The sequence below is a fragment of the Microbacterium sp. bgisy189 genome (assembly GCF_057707225.1).
Map to the genome: position 1 here is coordinate 1 of NZ_JBYIPT010000011.1, position 18,008 is coordinate 18,008.

At 70.5% G+C, this 18,008-nt stretch carries 14 protein-coding genes and 2 pseudogenes; 14 read left to right on the plus strand and 2 right to left on the minus strand.

What is annotated here, in order from left to right; all coding sequences use genetic code 11:
* Positions 1 to 180 precede the first annotated feature (180 nt).
* The 5 genes and pseudogenes from AC3ENX_RS12605 to lacZ all read left to right on the plus strand — a co-directional run.
* Positions 181 to 345 (plus strand): annotated as a pseudogene (locus tag AC3ENX_RS12605) (integrase core domain-containing protein); the annotation flags it as partial.
* Between the two features lie 166 nt (positions 346 to 511).
* Entirely contained in the window at positions 512 to 1,807 is a 1,296-nt protein-coding gene (locus tag AC3ENX_RS12610; protein WP_301409183.1) for an ABC transporter substrate-binding protein, read from the plus strand.
* A 75-nt stretch (positions 1,808 to 1,882) separates the two neighbouring features.
* Complete coding sequence (locus AC3ENX_RS12615; RefSeq protein ID WP_434812225.1) at positions 1,883 to 2,851, plus strand: carbohydrate ABC transporter permease; 969 nt, start codon at positions 1,883 to 1,885, stop codon at positions 2,849 to 2,851.
* Entirely contained in the window at positions 2,844 to 3,662 is an 819-nt protein-coding gene (locus AC3ENX_RS12620; protein WP_288969874.1) for a carbohydrate ABC transporter permease, read from the plus strand. Before AC3ENX_RS12615 ends, AC3ENX_RS12620 begins: the two co-directional genes overlap by 8 nt.
* The gene (gene lacZ / locus AC3ENX_RS12625; RefSeq protein WP_434812226.1) at positions 3,659 to 6,715 is read left to right on the plus strand and encodes a beta-galactosidase, LacZ type; all 3,057 of its coding nucleotides are present in this window, start codon (positions 3,659 to 3,661) and stop codon (positions 6,713 to 6,715) included. The genes AC3ENX_RS12620 and lacZ overlap by 4 nt, the downstream gene beginning before the upstream one ends.
* A 7-nt stretch (positions 6,716 to 6,722) precedes the next feature.
* Here the strand turns inward: lacZ and AC3ENX_RS12630 are convergent, their stop codons facing one another.
* Positions 6,723 to 7,769, minus strand: a complete 1,047-nt coding sequence (locus AC3ENX_RS12630; protein WP_434812227.1) for a LacI family DNA-binding transcriptional regulator — start codon at positions 7,767 to 7,769, stop codon at positions 6,723 to 6,725.
* A gap of 538 nt (positions 7,770 to 8,307) precedes the next feature.
* On the opposite strand from AC3ENX_RS12630, the gene AC3ENX_RS12635 reads away from it, so the two are divergent.
* From AC3ENX_RS12635 to AC3ENX_RS12670, 8 genes and pseudogenes are all read left to right on the plus strand, one after another.
* A complete protein-coding gene (locus tag AC3ENX_RS12635; RefSeq protein ID WP_434812228.1) occupies positions 8,308 to 8,622 on the plus strand; it encodes a hypothetical protein in 315 nt (104 codons plus the stop codon).
* A gap of 39 nt (positions 8,623 to 8,661) precedes the next feature.
* Positions 8,662 to 9,432, plus strand: coding sequence for an alpha/beta fold hydrolase (locus AC3ENX_RS12640; RefSeq protein ID WP_434812229.1), 771 nt, complete (start codon positions 8,662 to 8,664; stop codon positions 9,430 to 9,432).
* 147 nt (positions 9,433 to 9,579) lie between these two features.
* Positions 9,580 to 10,452 carry a serine hydrolase domain-containing protein gene (locus AC3ENX_RS12645; RefSeq protein ID WP_434812230.1) on the plus strand — a complete coding sequence of 291 codons (873 nt, stop codon included), beginning with the start codon at positions 9,580 to 9,582 and terminating at the stop codon, positions 10,450 to 10,452.
* A gap of 88 nt (positions 10,453 to 10,540) precedes the next feature.
* Positions 10,541 to 11,185, plus strand: coding sequence for an FBP domain-containing protein (locus AC3ENX_RS12650; RefSeq protein WP_434812231.1), 645 nt, complete (start codon positions 10,541 to 10,543; stop codon positions 11,183 to 11,185).
* An 89-nt stretch (positions 11,186 to 11,274) separates the two neighbouring features.
* Positions 11,275 to 12,144, plus strand: coding sequence for an alanyl-tRNA editing protein (locus AC3ENX_RS12655; protein ID WP_434812232.1), 870 nt, complete (start codon positions 11,275 to 11,277; stop codon positions 12,142 to 12,144).
* Positions 12,145 to 12,287: 143 nt separating this feature from the next.
* Complete coding sequence (locus AC3ENX_RS12660) at positions 12,288 to 13,541, plus strand: FAD-binding protein (protein ID WP_434812233.1); 1,254 nt, start codon at positions 12,288 to 12,290, stop codon at positions 13,539 to 13,541.
* Between the two features lie 165 nt (positions 13,542 to 13,706).
* Positions 13,707 to 14,171, plus strand: a complete 465-nt coding sequence (locus tag AC3ENX_RS12665) for a hypothetical protein (RefSeq protein WP_434812234.1) — start codon at positions 13,707 to 13,709, stop codon at positions 14,169 to 14,171.
* A gap of 239 nt (positions 14,172 to 14,410) precedes the next feature.
* Positions 14,411 to 14,560 (plus strand): annotated as a pseudogene (locus AC3ENX_RS12670) (IMP dehydrogenase); the annotation flags it as partial.
* Between the two features lie 20 nt (positions 14,561 to 14,580).
* Here the strand turns inward: AC3ENX_RS12670 and AC3ENX_RS12675 are convergent.
* A complete protein-coding gene (locus AC3ENX_RS12675) occupies positions 14,581 to 15,705 on the minus strand; it encodes an ROK family protein (protein WP_434812235.1) in 1,125 nt (374 codons plus the stop codon).
* 113 nt (positions 15,706 to 15,818) lie between these two features.
* Here AC3ENX_RS12675 and AC3ENX_RS12680 point away from each other — a divergent pair, with 113 nt between their 5' ends.
* A complete protein-coding gene (locus AC3ENX_RS12680; RefSeq protein WP_434812236.1) occupies positions 15,819 to 17,999 on the plus strand; it encodes an alpha-galactosidase in 2,181 nt (726 codons plus the stop codon).
* The last annotated feature ends 9 nt before the right edge of the window (positions 18,000 to 18,008 follow it).

Here is an 18,008-nt window from a genome sequence, read left to right on the forward strand (position 1 = left end):
ACCGTGAGGATCGTCTCTCGGCAGGGCCCCGTCGGTGATGTGAGGTCTCAGGCCATGACGGGACGCACGCGTCGCCCAGCGAGGGGCTCGTCCATGGTGACCTCGCGAAGCGGAGGATGTCGCCGGTGGCGCAGCGAGGGCGAGAGGCCTGGCCACGGGTGACCTCGCCGAAGTGAAGGCGAGGATGCCGAGAGCAGGCTCCGCGACGAGTGCCTGAACATCAACAGCTTCTACTCGCTGCTCCACGCCCAGGTCGTGATCGGCGACTGGAAGACCGAATACAACCACGACCGCCGGCCTCCCATCGCGGAGCCGCGGCGCAGCCGGCGGCGGGAGCGGTTCTGATCGACCCGCTGACCCGCGCCGGTAAGGTCACGATTGCGTAACAGGACTTGCCTGACGCAGAATGTTTACGTGATCATTTTGGCAATTGCCAGTGACGTGGACGTCGTGGCAGGGCCGAGGAGTCGTTCCGTGGCCACCTGAATCCCCCCCGAGAGGACATGCTTCGATGAAGCGCATGACAAAGGCTGCGGCGATGGCCGCCGCGGCGATCCTTCCCCTGTTCGCGCTGACCGCATGCGGCAGCGGTGGCGACGCCGAGGGCTCCGGCGACGGCAACACCCTGACCGTCTGGGCCTGGGACCCCTCCTTCAACATCTATGCGATGAAGGAGGCCGAGAAGGTCTACCAGAAGGACCACCCCGACTTCGAGCTGAAGATCGTGGAGACGCCCTGGGACGACCTGCAGGCCAAGCTCACCACCATCGCCCAGTCGCAGCAGTTCGACGAGCTGCCCGACATCTTCCTCATGCAGAACAGCGCGTTCCAGAAGAACGTCATCAACTATCCCGACGTGTTCGGCGACTACGCCGACGCCGACATCGACTTCTCGGAGTTCCCCCAGAGCGTCACCGCCTACTCCACGATCGACGACGTCAACTACGGTGTGCCCTTCGACTCGGGCACCGCGGTCTCGGCCCTGCGCACCGACGTGCTGGAGCAGGCCGGATACACCATCGACGACTTCACCAGCACCACCTGGGACGACTTCATCACGAAGGGCAAGGACGTGCTGGCCAAGACCGGCAAGCCGCTGCTCTCCGGCATCGCCGGCTCGTCCGACCTGCTGTCGATCATCCTGCAGTCCGCCGGGGGGAGCCTGTTCGACAAGGACGGTCAGCCCACGATCGCCGGCAACGATGTGCTGATCGACGCCATCGAGGTGTACACCGAGCTGGTCGAGTCCGGCGTGTTCGTCGAGGTCAACTCGTGGGACGAGTACATCAGCAGCTTCGTCAACGGCTCTGTCGCCGGCACCATCAACGGCATCTGGATCGCCGGGTCGATCCAGACCGCTGAGGACCAGGCGGGGAAGTGGGCCGTCACCGACCTGCCGAAGCTCGACGGCGTGCCCGACGCCACGAACTACTCGGCCAACGGCGGTTCGTCCTGGGCGATCAGCTCCACCGGCGACGCGACGCTCGCCGCCGACTTCCTGGCATCCACCTTCGCGGGATCGACCGACTTCTACGACACGATCCTGCCGAAGGCCGGTGCGGTCGCGAACTGGATCCCCGCCGGCGAGAGCAGCGTGTACGCCGAGCCGAGCGCGTTCTTCAGCGGGCAGCCGATCTTCCAGAAGGTCGTCGAGTTCGGCGCCGAGGTGCCCAGCAGCAACACCGGCGTCTACTTCTTCGAAGGTCGTGATGCGGTCAGCGCGGCGATGACCAAGGTCATCGGCGGCACCAGCATCGAGGATGCGCTCGACGAGGCCCAGGCCAACGTCGAGTTCGCGATGAACTGACCCTCTCCGCTCGGGCGGGGCACGACGCCCCGCCCGAGCGTCCTGTTCCGAAGCAATGGAAAGCGAGTACGCATCGTGGCGACCCAGGCGATCGTGACCTCCGACGGCTCCCGCCGGCGGGGGCGGAGCACCCCTCCACCGGACTTCACCCCGCGCGGACCGTGGCTGAACACCGCACGGCGACGCAACCTCACCGGGTGGGGGTTCCTTCTGCCGGCAGCCCTCCTGATCACGCTGCTGAGCTTCGTGCCGATGATCCAGGCATTCGTCCTCTCGTTGCAGACCGGCCGGGGATCACGGCTGAACTGGGCGGAGCCGCTGTGGTCGAACTTCGCCCGGCTGCTCGACGACGAGATCTTCAAGCTCACCATGTTCAACACGGTGTTCTACCTGGTGGTCCAGGTGCCGATCATGCTGATCCTGGCGATGGTGCTGGCCAACCTGCTGAACGACCCGAAGCTGAGGGGCAAGGCCCTCTGGCGCACGATGATCTTCCTGCCGTGCGCCGTCTCGCTGGTCTCGTACTCGCTGGTTTTCCGCACCATGTTCGCCACGGACGGACTGGTCAACGACGTCCTCATGGCGGTCGGCCTCATGCACGACCCGCTCAACTGGCTCGGCGAGCCGGGGACCGCGCGGTTCGTGATCATCATCGGCCTGCTGTGGCGGTGGACCGGCTACAACATGATCTTCTTCCTGGCGGCGCTGCAGAACGTCGACCACTCCACCCTCGAGGCCGCGCGAATCGACGGCGCCGGTGCGTTCAAGACGTTCTGGTTCGTGACCGTGCCGCAGCTGCGGCCGATGATCGTGCTCACCGCGATCATGTCGATCAACGGCACGCTGCAGCTGTTCGACGAGTCCTGGGCGCTCACCAAGGGCGGGCCGTCATACAACTCGATGTCGATGTCGCACTACCTCTACGAGCTCGCATTCCTGAAGAACCCCAACGTCGGCTACGCCTCCGCGATCTCGTACGTGATCCTGATCATGGTCGCGGTGCTGGCTCTCATCCAGATGAAGGTGGGTGACAAGCGTGACTAGTCGACGCTTTCCCTGGCGACGCGTGCCCGGCTACGCGTTCCTGACCGTGTTCGCCCTGTTCTCGGTCTTCCCGCTGTATTTCATGCTGGTCTCATCGACCAACTCGACCCGAGAGGTCCTCGGATCCCGGCTGACCCCGGGCGGCCACTTCATCGACAATCTGGTGGCGCTGACCACGCAGCAGGATCTCGGCGCCGCCATGATCAGCTCGTCCCTCATCGCCATCGGCACGACGGTGCTGTCGCTGATCGTCTGCGCGATCGCGGGCTACGGCTTCGAGATCTACCACTCCCGCGGCAAGGACGTCGTGATGGCGATCCTCATGCTGGCGATGATGATCCCGTTCGCGGCCATCATGATCCCGCTGTTCCGCATCTTCGCGCAGTTCGACATGGTCAACTCGCTGTTCGCGGTGATCATCCCCTCGATCGCCACGCCACTGCTGATCCTGCTGTTCCGGCAGGCGTCGCGCTCGTTCCCGTATGAGGTCATCGAGGCCGCCCGGATCGACGGGCTGAAGGAGCTCTCCATCTTCGCGCGCATCTACGTGCCGACGATGAAGTCCACTTTCGCCGCCGCGGCCGTCATCACCTTCATGGCCTCGTGGAACAACTTCCTCTGGCCGCGTGTGATCCTGCTCGACAACGCGGTGCAGACGATGCCCATGCTCATCGCCAACCTCACGGCCGGATACGTCACCGACTACGGCGTGCTCATGCTCGCCGTGCTGCTGACATCCCTCCCGACCATCCTCATCTTCCTCATCCTGCAGCGCGCCTTCGCACAGGGCATCACCGGAGCCATCAAGTGACATTCGATCCCGTCTTCGCCATCGAGCGCATCGCCGACCCGACCTTCGTCTCGGAGAACCGCCGCCCGGCGCACTCGGACCACCGCTGGTTCGCCGACCTCGACGAGGCGCGATCGGGGGTCAGCGCGTTCGAGCAGTCGCTGAACGGCTTGTGGAAGTTCTTCTGCGCCCGCAACCAGGGGCAGGTGCTGCCCGACTTCGCCGATCCGTCGCGGGATGTGTCGGGGTGGGACGACATCCGCGTGCCTTCGCACCTGCAGCTGGAGGGCTACGACCGACCGCAGTACGTCAACGTCGGCTACGCATGGGACGGCCAGGAGGACATCGAGCCGGGGCAGGTCCCCGAGCGCGACAACCCGATCGGATGCTATGTGCGCACCTTCGCGCTCGATTGTCCGCTCGCCGAGGGCGAGCGGCTCAGCGTCACCTTCCACGGCGCGGAGAGCGCGATCGCGCTGTGGGTGAACGGCCGCTACATCGGCTACAGCACCGACAGCTTCACCCCCGCCGAGTTCGATCTCACCGACGCGCTGGTCGAGGGCGAGAACCGCATCGCCGCGCAGGTGTTCAGCTACAGCGCCGGCTCGTGGCTCGAGGACCAGGACTTCTTCCGGTTCTCGGGCATCTTCCGCGACGTCACCCTGTACCGGCGCCCCGGGGTGCACGCCGAGGACATCCGCGTGACCACCGCGGTCGCCGATGACCTGGCATCCGCCCAGGTGCGGGTCCGCGTGGAGCTCGACGGGGCGGGCGGCGCCGTCTCGGCCCGCATCGAGGGCGTCGGCGAGCTCGCGCGGGATGCCGACGGAGCCTTCGTCGTGCAGGTGGAGGAGCCCCGGCTGTGGAGCCCCGAGCATCCGCACCTGTACGACCTCGTGATCGAGGTGCGCGACGCCGCCGGAGCGCTGACCGAGGTCGTCCCGCAGCGAGTCGGCATCCGCCGGTTCGGCATCGAGAACGGCGTGCTGTCGCTCAACGGCGACCGGGTCGTCTTCAACGGCATCAACCGTCACGAGTTCGGCCTGAACGGGCGGGTGCCGTCGCGAGAGCTCACCGAGTCCGACATCCGGATGCTGAAGGCGCACAACGTCAACGCCGTGCGCACCAGCCACTACCCGAACGACTCGGCGTTCTACGCCCTCGCCGACGAGTACGGCCTGATGGTCATCGACGAGATGAACCTCGAGACGCACGCCCGGTGGAGCCGCATCCGCCTGCACGGCGAATCGCTCGACACCGCCCTGCCCGGCGACCACGACGAATGGCGCCCGGCGGCGCTGGATCGTGCCCGCAGCATGCTCGAGCGCGACAAGAACCACGCCAGCGTGGTGATCTGGTCCTGCGGCAACGAGTCCTTCGGCGGCACGGTGCTGCGCGATGTGGCCGACTGGTTCCGGTCGGTCGACGATCGCCCGGTGCACTACGAGGGCGTGCACTGGGACCCGAGGTACCCCGAGACGACCGACATCGCGAGCCAGATGTACACCCCCGCCGCGGCGGTAGAGGACTATCTGCGCACCAACCGCGACAAGCCGTTCATCGTGTGCGAGTACGCGCACGCGATGGGCAACTCCTTCGGCGGGGTCGGCGAGTACATCGAGCTCGCGTATCGTGACGAGCTGTTCCAGGGCGGCTTCATCTGGGACTTCGCCGATCAGGCGATCCTCATGCGCGATCGCTACGGCCGCGAGTACTTCGGCTACGGCGGCGACAACGGCGAGGCGCCGCACGATCAGGACTTCAGCGGCAACGGCATCTTCTTCGCCGACCACACCCCCTCGCCGATGGCGCAGGAGATGAAGCGGCTGTACCAGGGCTTCGTCGTCGACGTGTCGGAGTCGTCGTTCGCGCTGACGAACCGGCTGATGTCGACCTCGTCGGCCGAATACGAGACGCGCGTCTCGATCTCCCGGGAAGGGCGGGTCGTGGCCACCGGCGTCGTCGACACGGACGTCGCGCCGGGCGGGTCGGCGGTGTACCCGCTGCCGGTCGCGATTCCCGCGGCGGTGGGCGAGTACGCGATCGTCGTCTCGCTGCACCTGCGGACCGAGACGGCGTGGGCACCCGCCGGGCACGAGGTCGCCTTCGGCGAGCACGTGCTCAGGGTCGGCGAGCCGGCCGCAGGCGCGACGGCACCGGCCGCGCAGGTCGCGGCGCCCGCGCCGCGCCTGGTCGAGGGCACGCTGAGCATCGGCGTGCACGGGCCCGGCTTCCACGTGACGTTCTCGCGGATCTTCAACGGGCTGACCTCGTACCGCTTCGGCGAGACGCGCACGGGCGGCCGCGAGCTGCTCTCGGGCGCGGTCACCCCGAACTTCTGGCATGCGCCGACCGCGAACGAGCGGGGCTGGGGCGGCCCGTTCGAAGAGGGCCAGTGGCTGCTCGCCAGCCGTTACGGCCGCGCCAGCGGGTTTCACGAGCCGGCGGACATCTCGGTCGAGCAGGTCGACGGCGGGGTGCGCATCGGCTACCGCTACGAGCTGCCGACGACGCCCGTGACGCACTGCGATCTCAGTTATCTCGTCGACGGCGCGGGCCGGGTGGAGGTCACCCAGCGGATGCACGTGCCCGAGGGTCTGCCGCAGATGCCCGAGTTCGCCACGATGCTGGCGATGCCCGCGGATTACGACCAGGTGCGCTGGTACGGCGAGGGGCCGGAGGAGTGCTACGTCGACCGCCGCGCGGGCGCGCGGCTGGGGGTCTACGACCGGAGCATCCCCGAGATGCTCACGCCGTACATCCGTCCGCAGGAGGCGGGTAATCGCACCGGGGTGCGCTGGGCGGAGGTGACGGATGCCCGTGGCGCGGGCCTCCGCTTCGAAGGCGATCCGACGATGGAGTTCTCGGCGCTGAGCTGGACGCCCGCCGAGATCGAGAGCGCGCTGCATCCCAACGAGCTGCCTCCCATCCACCGCACGATCGTGCGGCCGGCGCTGATGCGCCGCGGTGTCGCCGGCGACGACTCCTGGGGTTCGCGTCCGCTGGAGCGCTACCTCCTGCCGACGGGAGACCTCGAGTTCCGGTTCGCGTTCCGCGGCATCCAGAACCGCTGAGCCCGGCTCAGCCGACCCGCGCCGTCCCCGATCCCGGGGGCGGCGCGGTGCTCGCCCGCACGATCAGCTCGGTGGGCACCGGGTCGGCGGTGGTGCGCTTCTGGTGCTCGATCCGGTCGATGAGCATGCCGACCGCCGCGGTGGCGACACGGTCGAAGTACTGGTGCACCGTGGTCAGCGGCGGCCGGAAGTCGGCGGAGAGCTCCATGTCGTCGAAGCCGACGACGCTGACCGAGCCGGGCACGTCGCGTCCGGCCTCGTGCAGTGCGCGCATGGCTCCCAGCGCCATCGCGTCGTTGGACGCGAAGATCGCCGTCACCGCGGGGTCGGCTGCCAGTCGCTTCCCCGCCGCGTAACCGGATGCCGGGCTCCAGTCACCCGGCATGACCGGGGGCACCACGCGGCCGTGCTCGCGGAGCGTGTCGGCCCAAGCCTGCGCGCGGTCCCTGGCGCCGTGCGAGCGCTCGGGTCCGCGGACGTGCCAGACCGTCTCGTGCCCGAGTGAAAGGAGGTGCTCGGTGGCCAGCCGGGCGCCCTGCGCCTGATCGGTGTCGATCGCGACGTAGGGATGCGAGCGGCCGGCGGTGACGACGACCGTGGGGATCTTGGCGATGCGCTTCAGGTCGGACTTGAGCAGCTCATGCTCTTCGAGCACCACGATGAGCCCGTCGACCGCCTGGTCGGCGATCCGGGTGAGCGCGCCGGTCAGGCCCGCCTGCGCGATGGTCCACAGCGGGGTGAGCGCGAGCGAGTAGCCGGCCTGGGACGCCTCGCTGGCGAACGCCTCCAGCGTTCGGGTGTTGCCGTAGCTGGAGAGCTCGGACATGATCACGCCGAGGGTGCGGAACCTGCCGGTCTTCAGAGCGCGCGCGGCGGAGTTCGGCCGGTAGCCGAGCCGGTCCATGGCCGCGAGCACCTTGTCGCGGGTGACCGGACGCACGATGTCCATGCCGTTGGCGACGCGAGAGACGGTCTGCGCCGAGACCCGGGCCTCACGTGCGACGTCGATGATCGACGGCGCGCGCCACACGCGCGCGTCCTCCGGCTGCTCCACCACTGACCCTCCCGGCGTCCCCCTGAACGATACCAATCCGCGGTCGCGCCCCCGTCCCCGGCCTTCCCTCCGGCCCTCACCCACCCACCGGTGGGGTGGTGGACAGCGGTGGGGTGGGGTGAGGGCGGGCGGCGAGGTGCACATCTGAGCACAGCCACCCCGCAAAGCGAGCGCTTCACTAGCGTGAGAAGGACGGCGACTCGGCCGTGCCTGGACCCGGCAATTGTCAGACATGCCCTAGGTGAGCAGCGCGACCACGACGAAGGCCGCGGCGACCGCGAGCTGCGCGGCGGCTGCGCTGACATCGGTCGGGGGAGTACCGTTCGACATGACCAAAGCCCCCGACCGCGACACTGGCGGAGTTCGAGACGCTGCGATCCGCCGCCTCAGCGGCGGGCCGCCTCGTACAGATCGGCTTTCAGAGCCTCGGCTCGACGGCGATCGGCGAGATCCGTGAACGGATCGCGCGCGGTGCGATCGGCGACGTGCAGCGCTACGGCGCCTCGGCGGCATCCGGTTCTACTACACGCTCGACGTCGTGCAGCAGTGGCACGGCGACGACGCCCCGTTCACGACGCACCACGAGCGCACCCATCTGCTCACCGACCTGCTGCGGGTGCGTCGGGACGGCGGCGAACTGCTCGCGCCGCTCGAGCACACCGGCGCGTTCACCCGCATGCTCGTCGCGGTCGTCGATGCCGACGAGCCGCGCGTGATCGGGGATGCGTGGATCACCCGCCTCGCGGACGGCGCCGAGACGCACCGCGTCGTCAGCGGCGTCGAGTCGGCGCTGCGGGCCGCGGTGCGCTCGGAACGCACCTTCCGTGAACTCGGTGTCGACTGGGCGCAGTGACCCGCACGAGCACGCGTCGACCTCTGAGAAAATAGGCGCATGACCGATCTGCGCAGGCACACGTTCGAACCCGATGGCCGGGCCATCCCCTACGCCACCGAGGGCGAAGGCCCCGCGATCGTGCTGCTGCCCGGCGAGGGCCTCAACACCGTCTACCTCGCGACGCTCGCGCACGTGCTGACGGAGGAGGACTTCCAGGTCGTGCGCATCGGCTCGCGCCGCGCGGCCGAGGGCGTCACGATGCACGACCTCGCGAAGGACGTGCTCGATGTGCTCGATGAACTCGGCGTCGACCACGCCTGGATCGGTGGTCACGCGTTCGGCGGCGCCGTCGCCCGCACATTCGCGCACGACCACCACGACCGCGTCAACGGTGTGCTGATGCTTGGGGCCACGGCATCCGTGCCCGCGTCGGCCGAGGCGCAGGCCGCGCTCGACGTCGTCTTCGGCGACCCGACCGATGCCGAAGCCCTCGCCGTCATCGAGCAGCTCATCGGCACGACGGCAGACGCCGCCCACGCCTGGACGATCATCAAGGCCTCGCGCGACGCCGAGGTCGCCCCCATGCAGCGCGCAGCGCTCGCCGCGACCCCCACCGCCGAGTGGGCGACGATCGCCGAGGGCGTGCCAGTGCTCGTCATCCAGGGTTCCGACGACCGCGTCACCCCGCCCGCCGGCGGCGAAGAGGTGCGCGCCTCGGCACCCGCGCTCGTGAGCGTCACCTCCGTCGACGGCGGCGGCCACTTCTTCGCCGCCACCCACCCCGGCGAAACCTCCGCCATCATCGAGGACTACCTCGACTGGGACTGACCCCGTGCTGATCGCGCCCGCCCTCCCCGCCGTGCCTGCCGTGCACAACTGCGGGGATCGTGGCCGACGCGCCGGTTCGGGGTGGGCGGATGCGGCGGGTCGCGCAGCATCCCCGCAGTTGTGCACGCCCAGAGGGGCGGTGCGAGCATGACGGCGGCGGTGCGGGTGCGGGATCGCATCGTCGCGGGAGTGGATGCCGAGGGCCTCGGCGCGTACGGGGTGCACGTGCTCGTCGGCGACGACGAGGCCGCACACCGATGGCGCAGCGATGACCGGGTCAACCTGTACTCGGTGTCGAAGGGCGTCTGCGCGCTCGCCGCCGGGATGGCGATCGACGAAGGCGTACTCGCGCTCGACACCGCCGCGCTCGAGGTGCTCGACGTACCGCAGCCGGGCGCCGGCACGGAGGGCGTGACGCTCGAGCATCTGCTGACGATGCGCAGCGGCATCGACTTCCAGTGGTTCGCTGACCAACGCGTGCCGTGGAACGATCTCGCGCACGAGATGCTGCGGCATCCCGCCGCCCCCGGCGCCGCGTTCCAGTACACCGACGCGAGCCCCTACGTCGCGATGCGCATGCTGGCCGCCCGCGTCGGCGATGTGCGCGATTGGCTCATGCCGCGGCTGTTCGATCCACTCGGCATCCACAACCCGCAGTGGCACCGGTGCCCGCTCGGGCACATCGCCGCCGGCAGCGGTCTCGAGTTGCGCACAGACGAGCTCGCCCGCATCGGCAGGCTGCTGCGCGATCGCGGCCAGTGGCAAGGTGAACAGCTCGTGAGCACCGAGTGGGTCGAGCGGATGGCGCGCGACAGTTTCGCGACCGGCGCCGACGGTCGCTGGTCCCGCTACGGGTTCGGCGTCTGGCAGGGACCCGGCCGCGCCTGGCGGCTCGACGGCCGCTACGGCCAGTACGTCATCGTCGATGACCCTGCGGATGCCGTCGTCACCATCACGGCGCACGAAGAGCACCGGGACCACCGCCTCGCTGAGCTCGCGGCATCCGCTCTCGCCTCTTGAGCGCGCCTCATTCTCGGTGAGTCCGGGATTCGAGCCCGAGTCGGCCGTTGTGAGCGGTTGACTCACGGGTAAACCTTGGACTCACGGTATGGCACGGCACGGTGGGGCATGGTGGGAGCGCCTCGGCGTCGAGGACGCCGTCGACGAGTTCGATCTCGAGCATGCAGCCATCACACGGCGCGGCCCGGCGCCGGGTGGCCGGAGCGTACGCTGGAGGCATGTTCGGATGGATCGGGGAGGCATCGTGCGCCCCCTGACCGAACAGACCATCCGCGCCTCGTTCCGCAACGCGTCCCGCAAAGAGGCGGCCAGTCTCACCCTGCCGCCCGACTTCGAGACGCTCGACTGGGACCGGCTCGACTACCTCGGCTGGCGCGACCCGAAGCTCGCCCGCCGCTCCTATCTGATGGTGCCTGGGCTCGACGACGACGGCGGCATCACCGGCATTCTGCTGCAGCGCGCCGACGCGAAGCCGAACGCTCGTGCGCAGTGCTCGTGGTGCCGCGACGTGACGCTGCCCAACGACGTCGTCCTCTACGTCGCCAAGCGATCCGGACCGGCCGGACGCAAAGGCGACGCGGTCGGAACCCTGATCTGCGAAGACTTCGAGTGTTCGACGAACGTGCGCCGACTGCCGCCGCTGGCGTACGAGGGGTTCGACCGCGAGGCGGCACGCGACCGCCGCATCGATGACCTGCGCATGCTGACGGCCGCGTTCGCCGCCGAGCTCTGATCGAGCACCCGCACACCCGCACACCCGCACACCCGCACACCCGCACCACGCGCCCACCGCACCCACCGCCGCGAACCAACGGAGGAACCATGGCGATCCCAGACGACGACACCCGTGTCACCTACCCCGACGGCGACACGGCCTCGACCGGCACGGTGCTGCACGTCGAGCCGCTCGACGGCGGACGCGTCGGCGTCATCCTCGACCGCACCGCGTTCCACCCGGTCGACACGGCGTGGCCCGACCAGCCTGCCGACCGGGGGCGGCTGCGGTTCGCTGACACGGTCGCCGAGGTCGTCGATGCGGTCACCGGCGGCATCCACGAGGGCGTGCTGCGTGTCGGCGCCGACCTGCCCGTCCGCATGGCGACCGAGGGGTGGACGTTCGTCGTCGTGCACATCCTCGAAGGTGACGCGCCTGCGGTCGGCGACCGTGTCGATGTCGAAGTGGATGCCGCGCACCGCACCGCGCTGTCGATCGGCCACACGGCGTGCCACCTGGCATCCCTCGCGCTCGACGCGGCCCTCGCCGACGCCTGGACGAAGCCGGTCGGCACCGACGCGTTCGGCAACCCGGGCTTCGATGCCGCCGCCATCCAGACCTCCCGCATCCACCCGCACGGGTCGGTCGACGTCTACCGCATCGGCAAGTCGCTGCGCCGCAAGGGCTTCACGGCGACCGCGCTCGATGACATGGCGGCGGTCGAGGCGCGCGCGAATGCGCTGCTGACGGCGTGGGCGGAGGCCGGCGGGCCGGTGCACATCCGTCGTGACGACGACCGCATCTCGGCCCGACGCACGTGGGTGTGCGAGAGCGCCGCCGGCACCGCCGAAATCCCGTGCGGCGGTACGCACACGACCGACCTGCACCAGCTGCGCGGCATCGCCGTGACGCTCGAAACCGTCGATGTGGTCGGCGGCCGCGAGGTCACGATGACGACGACGGTGCCTGCGGTCTGAATCAGAGGCCGACCGCCGCCATTCCTTCTGCAGGAAGTCCTGCGACGGATGCGGCGGCATCCCGGTCACTGACCTCATGCGTCACAGGTCTTCCTGCACACGGCACGTGGACAGGGGCGCGCGTGGCGGGTGAGGATGGCGGCATGGTGAGCGAGGCCGCGGGGCGCAACTGGGCGGGCAATGTCGGCTACGGCGCGGCGGGGCTCGTGCGGCCGAGGTCGCTCGACGAACTGCGCGAGGTGGTCGCCTCGGCGCGGCGGGTGCGGGCGCTCGGCAGCCGGCACACCTTCACCGACCTCGCCGACACCGACGGGTTGCTCGTGACGCTCGACGCGCTCGCCGATCCTGCCCAGGTGACGGTGCAGGACGGCGTCGCGACCGTGCCCGCCGGCATCCGCCACGGCGAACTCGCCACCGAGCTGCAGCGCCACGGCGTCGCCCTCGCGAACCTCGCGTCGCTGCCGCACATCTCGGTGGCCGGCGCCGTCGCGACCGGCACGCATGGGTCGGGCGACCGCATCGGCACGCTCGCGACCCAGGTGCGGGCCGTCGAGCTGATCACGGCGGGCGGGGGCACGCTGCGCCTGACCCGATCGGATGCCGATTTCGCCGGCGCCGTCGTCGCGCTCGGCGCGCTCGGCATCGTCACGCATCTCGAACTCGACGTCGAACCCGACTACCGGGTCGCGCAGCGCGTCTTCGACCGCGTCCGATGGAGCCGTGCGCTCGCCGACTTCGACACGCTCACGTCAGCCGGCGACAGCGTGAGCCTGTTCACGACCTGGCAGGATGCCGAGACCATCGACCAGGTCTGGGTCAAGACGCGCGAGGGCGGCGAGACGCCCGACCTCGCGGCGTTCGGGGGTGTCGCAGCCGACGGGCCCCGGCATCCGATCCGCGGCGTCGACCCGACACCCGCCACCGACCAGGGCGGCGTGCTCGGGCCGTGGTTCGAGCGGCTGCCGCACTTTCGGCTCGCGTTCACGCCGTCAGCCGGCGCGGAACTGCAGTCCGAGTACCTGCTGCCGCGCGGCGAGGTGCCCGCCGCAGTCGAAGCCCTGCGGGCGCTCGCGCCGCGCATCGCGCCGCTGCTGCTGGTCACCGAGGTGCGCACGATGGCCGGTGACGACCTGTGGCTGTCGGGTGCCCATGGGGCGGCGACGGTCGGCATCCACTTCACCTGGAAGCCCGACGAACCGGCAGTCCGCGCCCTGCTGCCGGCGATCGAGGCAGCGCTGCCCGAGGCCGCCCGGCCGCACTGGGGCAAGGTCTTCGAACTGCCCGGCGACGCGCTCGCCGAACGGTACCCGCGCTGGCACGACTTCGCCGCGCTGCGTCGCCGCCTCGACCCCGACGACGTGTTCGGCAACGCCTTCCTTGACCGCATCGGGCTGTAGCGCCCCGGCCGTAGCGCCCCGGTCCGGCCGACGCTTCGTCACTCGACTGCGCCAGTATTCGGCGACTGCGCCACCGATCGATGGCGCGGATGCCGCGAACTGGCGCAGTCGTGGTGCGCGGCGGCCGGTAGAGCGCCCCGGCCGCGCACCCCGCACAATGGCGGGATGGGATTCTGGAACGCACCCGACGGCAGGCCACTGAGCGGCGAGAACGGGTTTCGGCTCATGCCGACCGACGACCTCGCGACCCTGCCGGCCAGCGGGCGGGTGGATGCCGTCGCCGGCGGACACGGCATCGTGCTGACCTACGCCTGGCAGCACCCCGTCGACGGGTCGCAGACCGGCGCGCTGCTGGTCGGATCACCGGACGAGGACGGCGTGATCACCGCATCGTGGCTGGATTCCTGGCATCAGCAGCCCAGCCCGATGACGCTCGTCGGCACGCCGCTGGCCGATGGCGGGTGTGCGCTCGCGGCGACCTACGCGGGCGACTGGGGCTGGCAGATCGACGTCACGGTCGACGGCGGTGTTCGCCTCGTCATGCGCAACGTGGTGCCGGCATCCGCAATCGGTCCCGACACCCCCGGCGAGGCTGGCGCGTACGACGTCATGGTCATGCGCCTGGTCTGACTTCGACGCGGCACCGGGATGGCGTGCCAGTCGTCGGAACGGTGGGGCAGCAGTGGAGCCGTGTGGCCGCCGAGTCGACACGAGCACCGCGGCTCCGACGACCCGCACCGGATGCGTCACCGGCGCCGTGCACCCGCACGTCATGTTGCGCCCACAGCGTGCGAAACACGTCGCTGCGCGTCGACAGTTCGCGAGGCGGGGTCGAGGAACTGGAAGCGCGCGAAGCTCGGCGTGCGCCCGCCGTCGCGGGCGACGGTGCGGTGGGACTGCTCGGCATCCTCGTCGCCAGACAGCTCGGCGCCGAGCGCGTCATCGCGATGAGCCGCCACGCCGACCGCCAGGCGCTCGGGCGCCGGTTCGGGGCGACCGACGCAATCTCAGCAGCCGGGGGCAGCGTCGGCAGTGGGGCTCAGCCGGCGAGGCGGTCGACGGCGGCTTGGATCGCGACGGCGGCGGCGCCCCGGGCCCAGGCGCGGAAGCCGGTGCGGTCGACGTGCACGTTGACGGGCGCGGCTTCGGCCGCGCGGTCGGCGCGGATCGCGTCGGCGACGACGTCGGCCGCGCGGTCGTACAGGCCCACGCCTTCGCCGGCGAGCACCACGGTGTGCTGCAGCGTGAGGTTCGTCGCGAGCGCGATGAGCCGGCCGAGCGCCGCGGCAGACGCGTCGACGACGGCGCGCGCGGCCGGTTCGCCGAGAGATGCCGCGTCGAGCACCTCGTCGAAGGTCACCGGTCGTTGCAGTGCGGCCGAGACCTGCGCCGCGACCGAGCCGGAGGTGAGCATCGCCTGCGTGCAGCCGCGGTGCCCCTCCGAACACAGCGGGCCGTTCGGCGCGACGGGGATGTGCCCGCCGGTGCCGACGCCCGAGTCGGGGGTGTGCACGACCTGCCCGTCGACGACGAGCGCGTACCCGACGCCGATGCCGACGGTGATGACGGCGAAGCCGGGGATGCCGCGACCCACGCCGAACCACCGCTCCGCCTCGGCGAGGGCGACGAGGTCGTTCTCGAGGGTGACCGGCACGCCGAGCCGCTGCGCGAGCGGTTCGGCGAGGGCGACGTCGTGCCAGTCGAGGAACGGCGCGTCGACGACGACGCCGTCGCGGCTCAGCCCGCCGAGGCTCACGCCGATGCCCCGAAGCTTGCGCACCTCGAACCCGGCCACGAGCTCGACGATCGCCTCGATCACCTCGCCCGGGTCGGTGCTCGACAGCGCTCGCTCCGTCTCGGCGATCGGCTCGGCGCGCACGTCGGTCGCGACGGCGTAGATGCGGTCGCCGGTGAGCTTGACGCCGACGAACCCGCCGACGTCGGGGGCGATGTCGAGCGGGCGTGAGGGGCGGCCGACGGTGCCGTCGGCCGTGTCGCCGAGCTCGATGAGGATGCCGGAATCCAGCAGCGGCTTGGCCAGCCGCGTGAGGCTCGCGGGCGACAGGCTCAGTCGCTTCGTGAGGGCGCTGCGCGACAGCGGACCGTGGATGAGCACGGCGCGCGCCAGTGCGGCTTCGCTCTCGCTGACCATCGGGTGGGTCACCTCGCCTCGCGTTGTTCGTTCCATTGTGGCACGAACCCGCCCGCCGAATCGGGTCGAATCCCGCCAGATCTCCCTCTTGCCATCTCGATTACTTCAGTGCTAAAACTAATGCCATGCTCGAGACCGACAACGAGGTCGACGTCATGTCGACACCTGCCGCCGCATCCCGCATCCTCCATCTCGCCTCGGGAGGCACGAGCGTCGTGCTCGACCTCGACGCGCACCCGACGCCCGCGATCATCCACTGGGGTGCGGCGCTCGGCGACGCCGATGACGCCACGCTGCGGTCCCTCGCCGTCGCCGCGCGCCCGCAGCGCGTCTCGGGGGGACTCGACGAGACCGCACGGCTGACCGCCCTCAGCACTGCCGCATCCGGCTGGCTCGGCACGCCCGCGCTGGAGGGCATGCGCGGCGGGCACGCTGTCAGCATCCTGCCGACCCTCACCGCGGTGCTCGAATCGCCCGAGGGTACGCTGCTCGTGCTCACCGACGCCGAGGCCGGCATCACCGTGCACCTCGAACTCGGCGTCGGCGCATCGGGACTCTTCCGTCAGCGGATGACGGTGCGCAACGACGCCGCCGACACCTTCACCGTGACGACGGCACACCTCGTCGCCCCGCTGCCGTGGGATGCCACCGAAGTGCTCGACACCACCGGCCGGCACCTGCGGGAGCGTTCCGCCCAGCGCCGCGACCTCACCTTCGGCACGCACCTGCGCGAGTCCCGCCGCGGGCGGCCCGGGGCGGATGCCACCGTGCTGCTGGCCGCAGGCCGACCCGGTTTCGGGTTCGAACGGGGCCGGGTGCACGGCATCCACCTCGCCTGGAGCGGCGACCAGCGGGTGCTCGCCGAGCGCGTCACGACCGGTGAGGCCTTCCTCGCCGGCGGCGAACTGCTCGCGGCGGGCGAAGTCGCCCTCGCCCCGGGCGAGGAGTACGTCACGCCCTGGCTGCTCGCCTCGTGGGGCGACGGGCTCGACGAACTCGCCACCCGGTTCCACGACGAGTGGCGGGCGCGCCCGCAGCACCCGACCCGGCCGCGCCCGATCACCGTCAACACGTGGGAGGCCGTCTACTTCGACCACGACCTCGACCGGCTGCTCGCGCTCGCCGACGCGGCGGCCGACGTCGGGGCGGAGCGCTACGTGCTCGACGACGGCTGGTTCCTTCGCCGTCGCGACGACACCGCGGGCCTGGGCGACTGGATCGTCGACCCCGACGTGTGGCCGAACGGTCTGCATCCGCTCGTCGACCGGGTCACCGCGCTCGGCATGGAGTTCGGCCTGTGGGTCGAGCCCGAGATGGTCAACCCCGACAGCGACCTCGCCCGCGCGCACCCCGACTGGATCCTGCGGGGTCGACGCGACCTGCCGCCCGCTGCCCGCCAGCAGCAGGTGCTCGACCTGTCGCGCCCCGATGCCTACGCGCACATCGCCGGGCAGCTGCACGCGCTGCTGGAGGAGTACCCGATCGCCTACCTGAAGTGGGACCACAACCGCGACCTCGTCGACGCCGGCGGGGGAGCGGGCGACGGCTCCCGCATCCACGCGCACACCCTGGCCGTCTACCGGCTGCTCGACGAACTCAAGGCCACCCACCCTGGGCTCGAGATCGAGAGCTGCGCGTCAGGCGGCGCCCGCGTCGACCTCGGCATCCTTGACCGCACCGACCGCATCTGGACCAGCGACTGCCTCGACCCGGTGGAGCGGCTCGAGAACCAGCGCTACACCGCGCTGGTCGTGCCGCCCGAGCTGATGGGCATGCACCTGACCACGCCCGAGGTGCACTCGACCGGGCGCACCGTCTCGCTCGGCATGAGCGGCGCCGTCGCCCTGTTCGGTCACTTCGGCATCGAGTGGGACCTCACGACCCTGACGGATGCCGAGCGCCACGCCGTCGGCGGCTGGGTCGAGCTCGCCCGCCGGGTGCGCCCGCTCGTGGCCACCGGGCGCCTCGTGAACGCCGACGTCGCCGACCCGGGGCTCGACGTCCGCGGGGTGGTCGCGAACACCCGCGATCACGCATTCTTCACGATCGCGCAGACCGCGTCGCTTATCGCCTCGCCCGCTGGCCGCATCACGCTGCCGGGTCTCGACCCCGCCACCCGCTACCGCGTCACGGTGGCCACGCCCGGCTGCGTCGTGCAGGCACCGGCGCAGTCGCCGCTCGCCTGGGCACACCACGACACCGTGCTCACCGGCCGGCAGCTCGCCCTCGCAGGCATCCGCCCGCCCGTGCAGCACCCGCAGCAGGCCACCGTCCTCGAACTGCGCGCCGTGCCGCGCGCCGACTGACCCTGAACC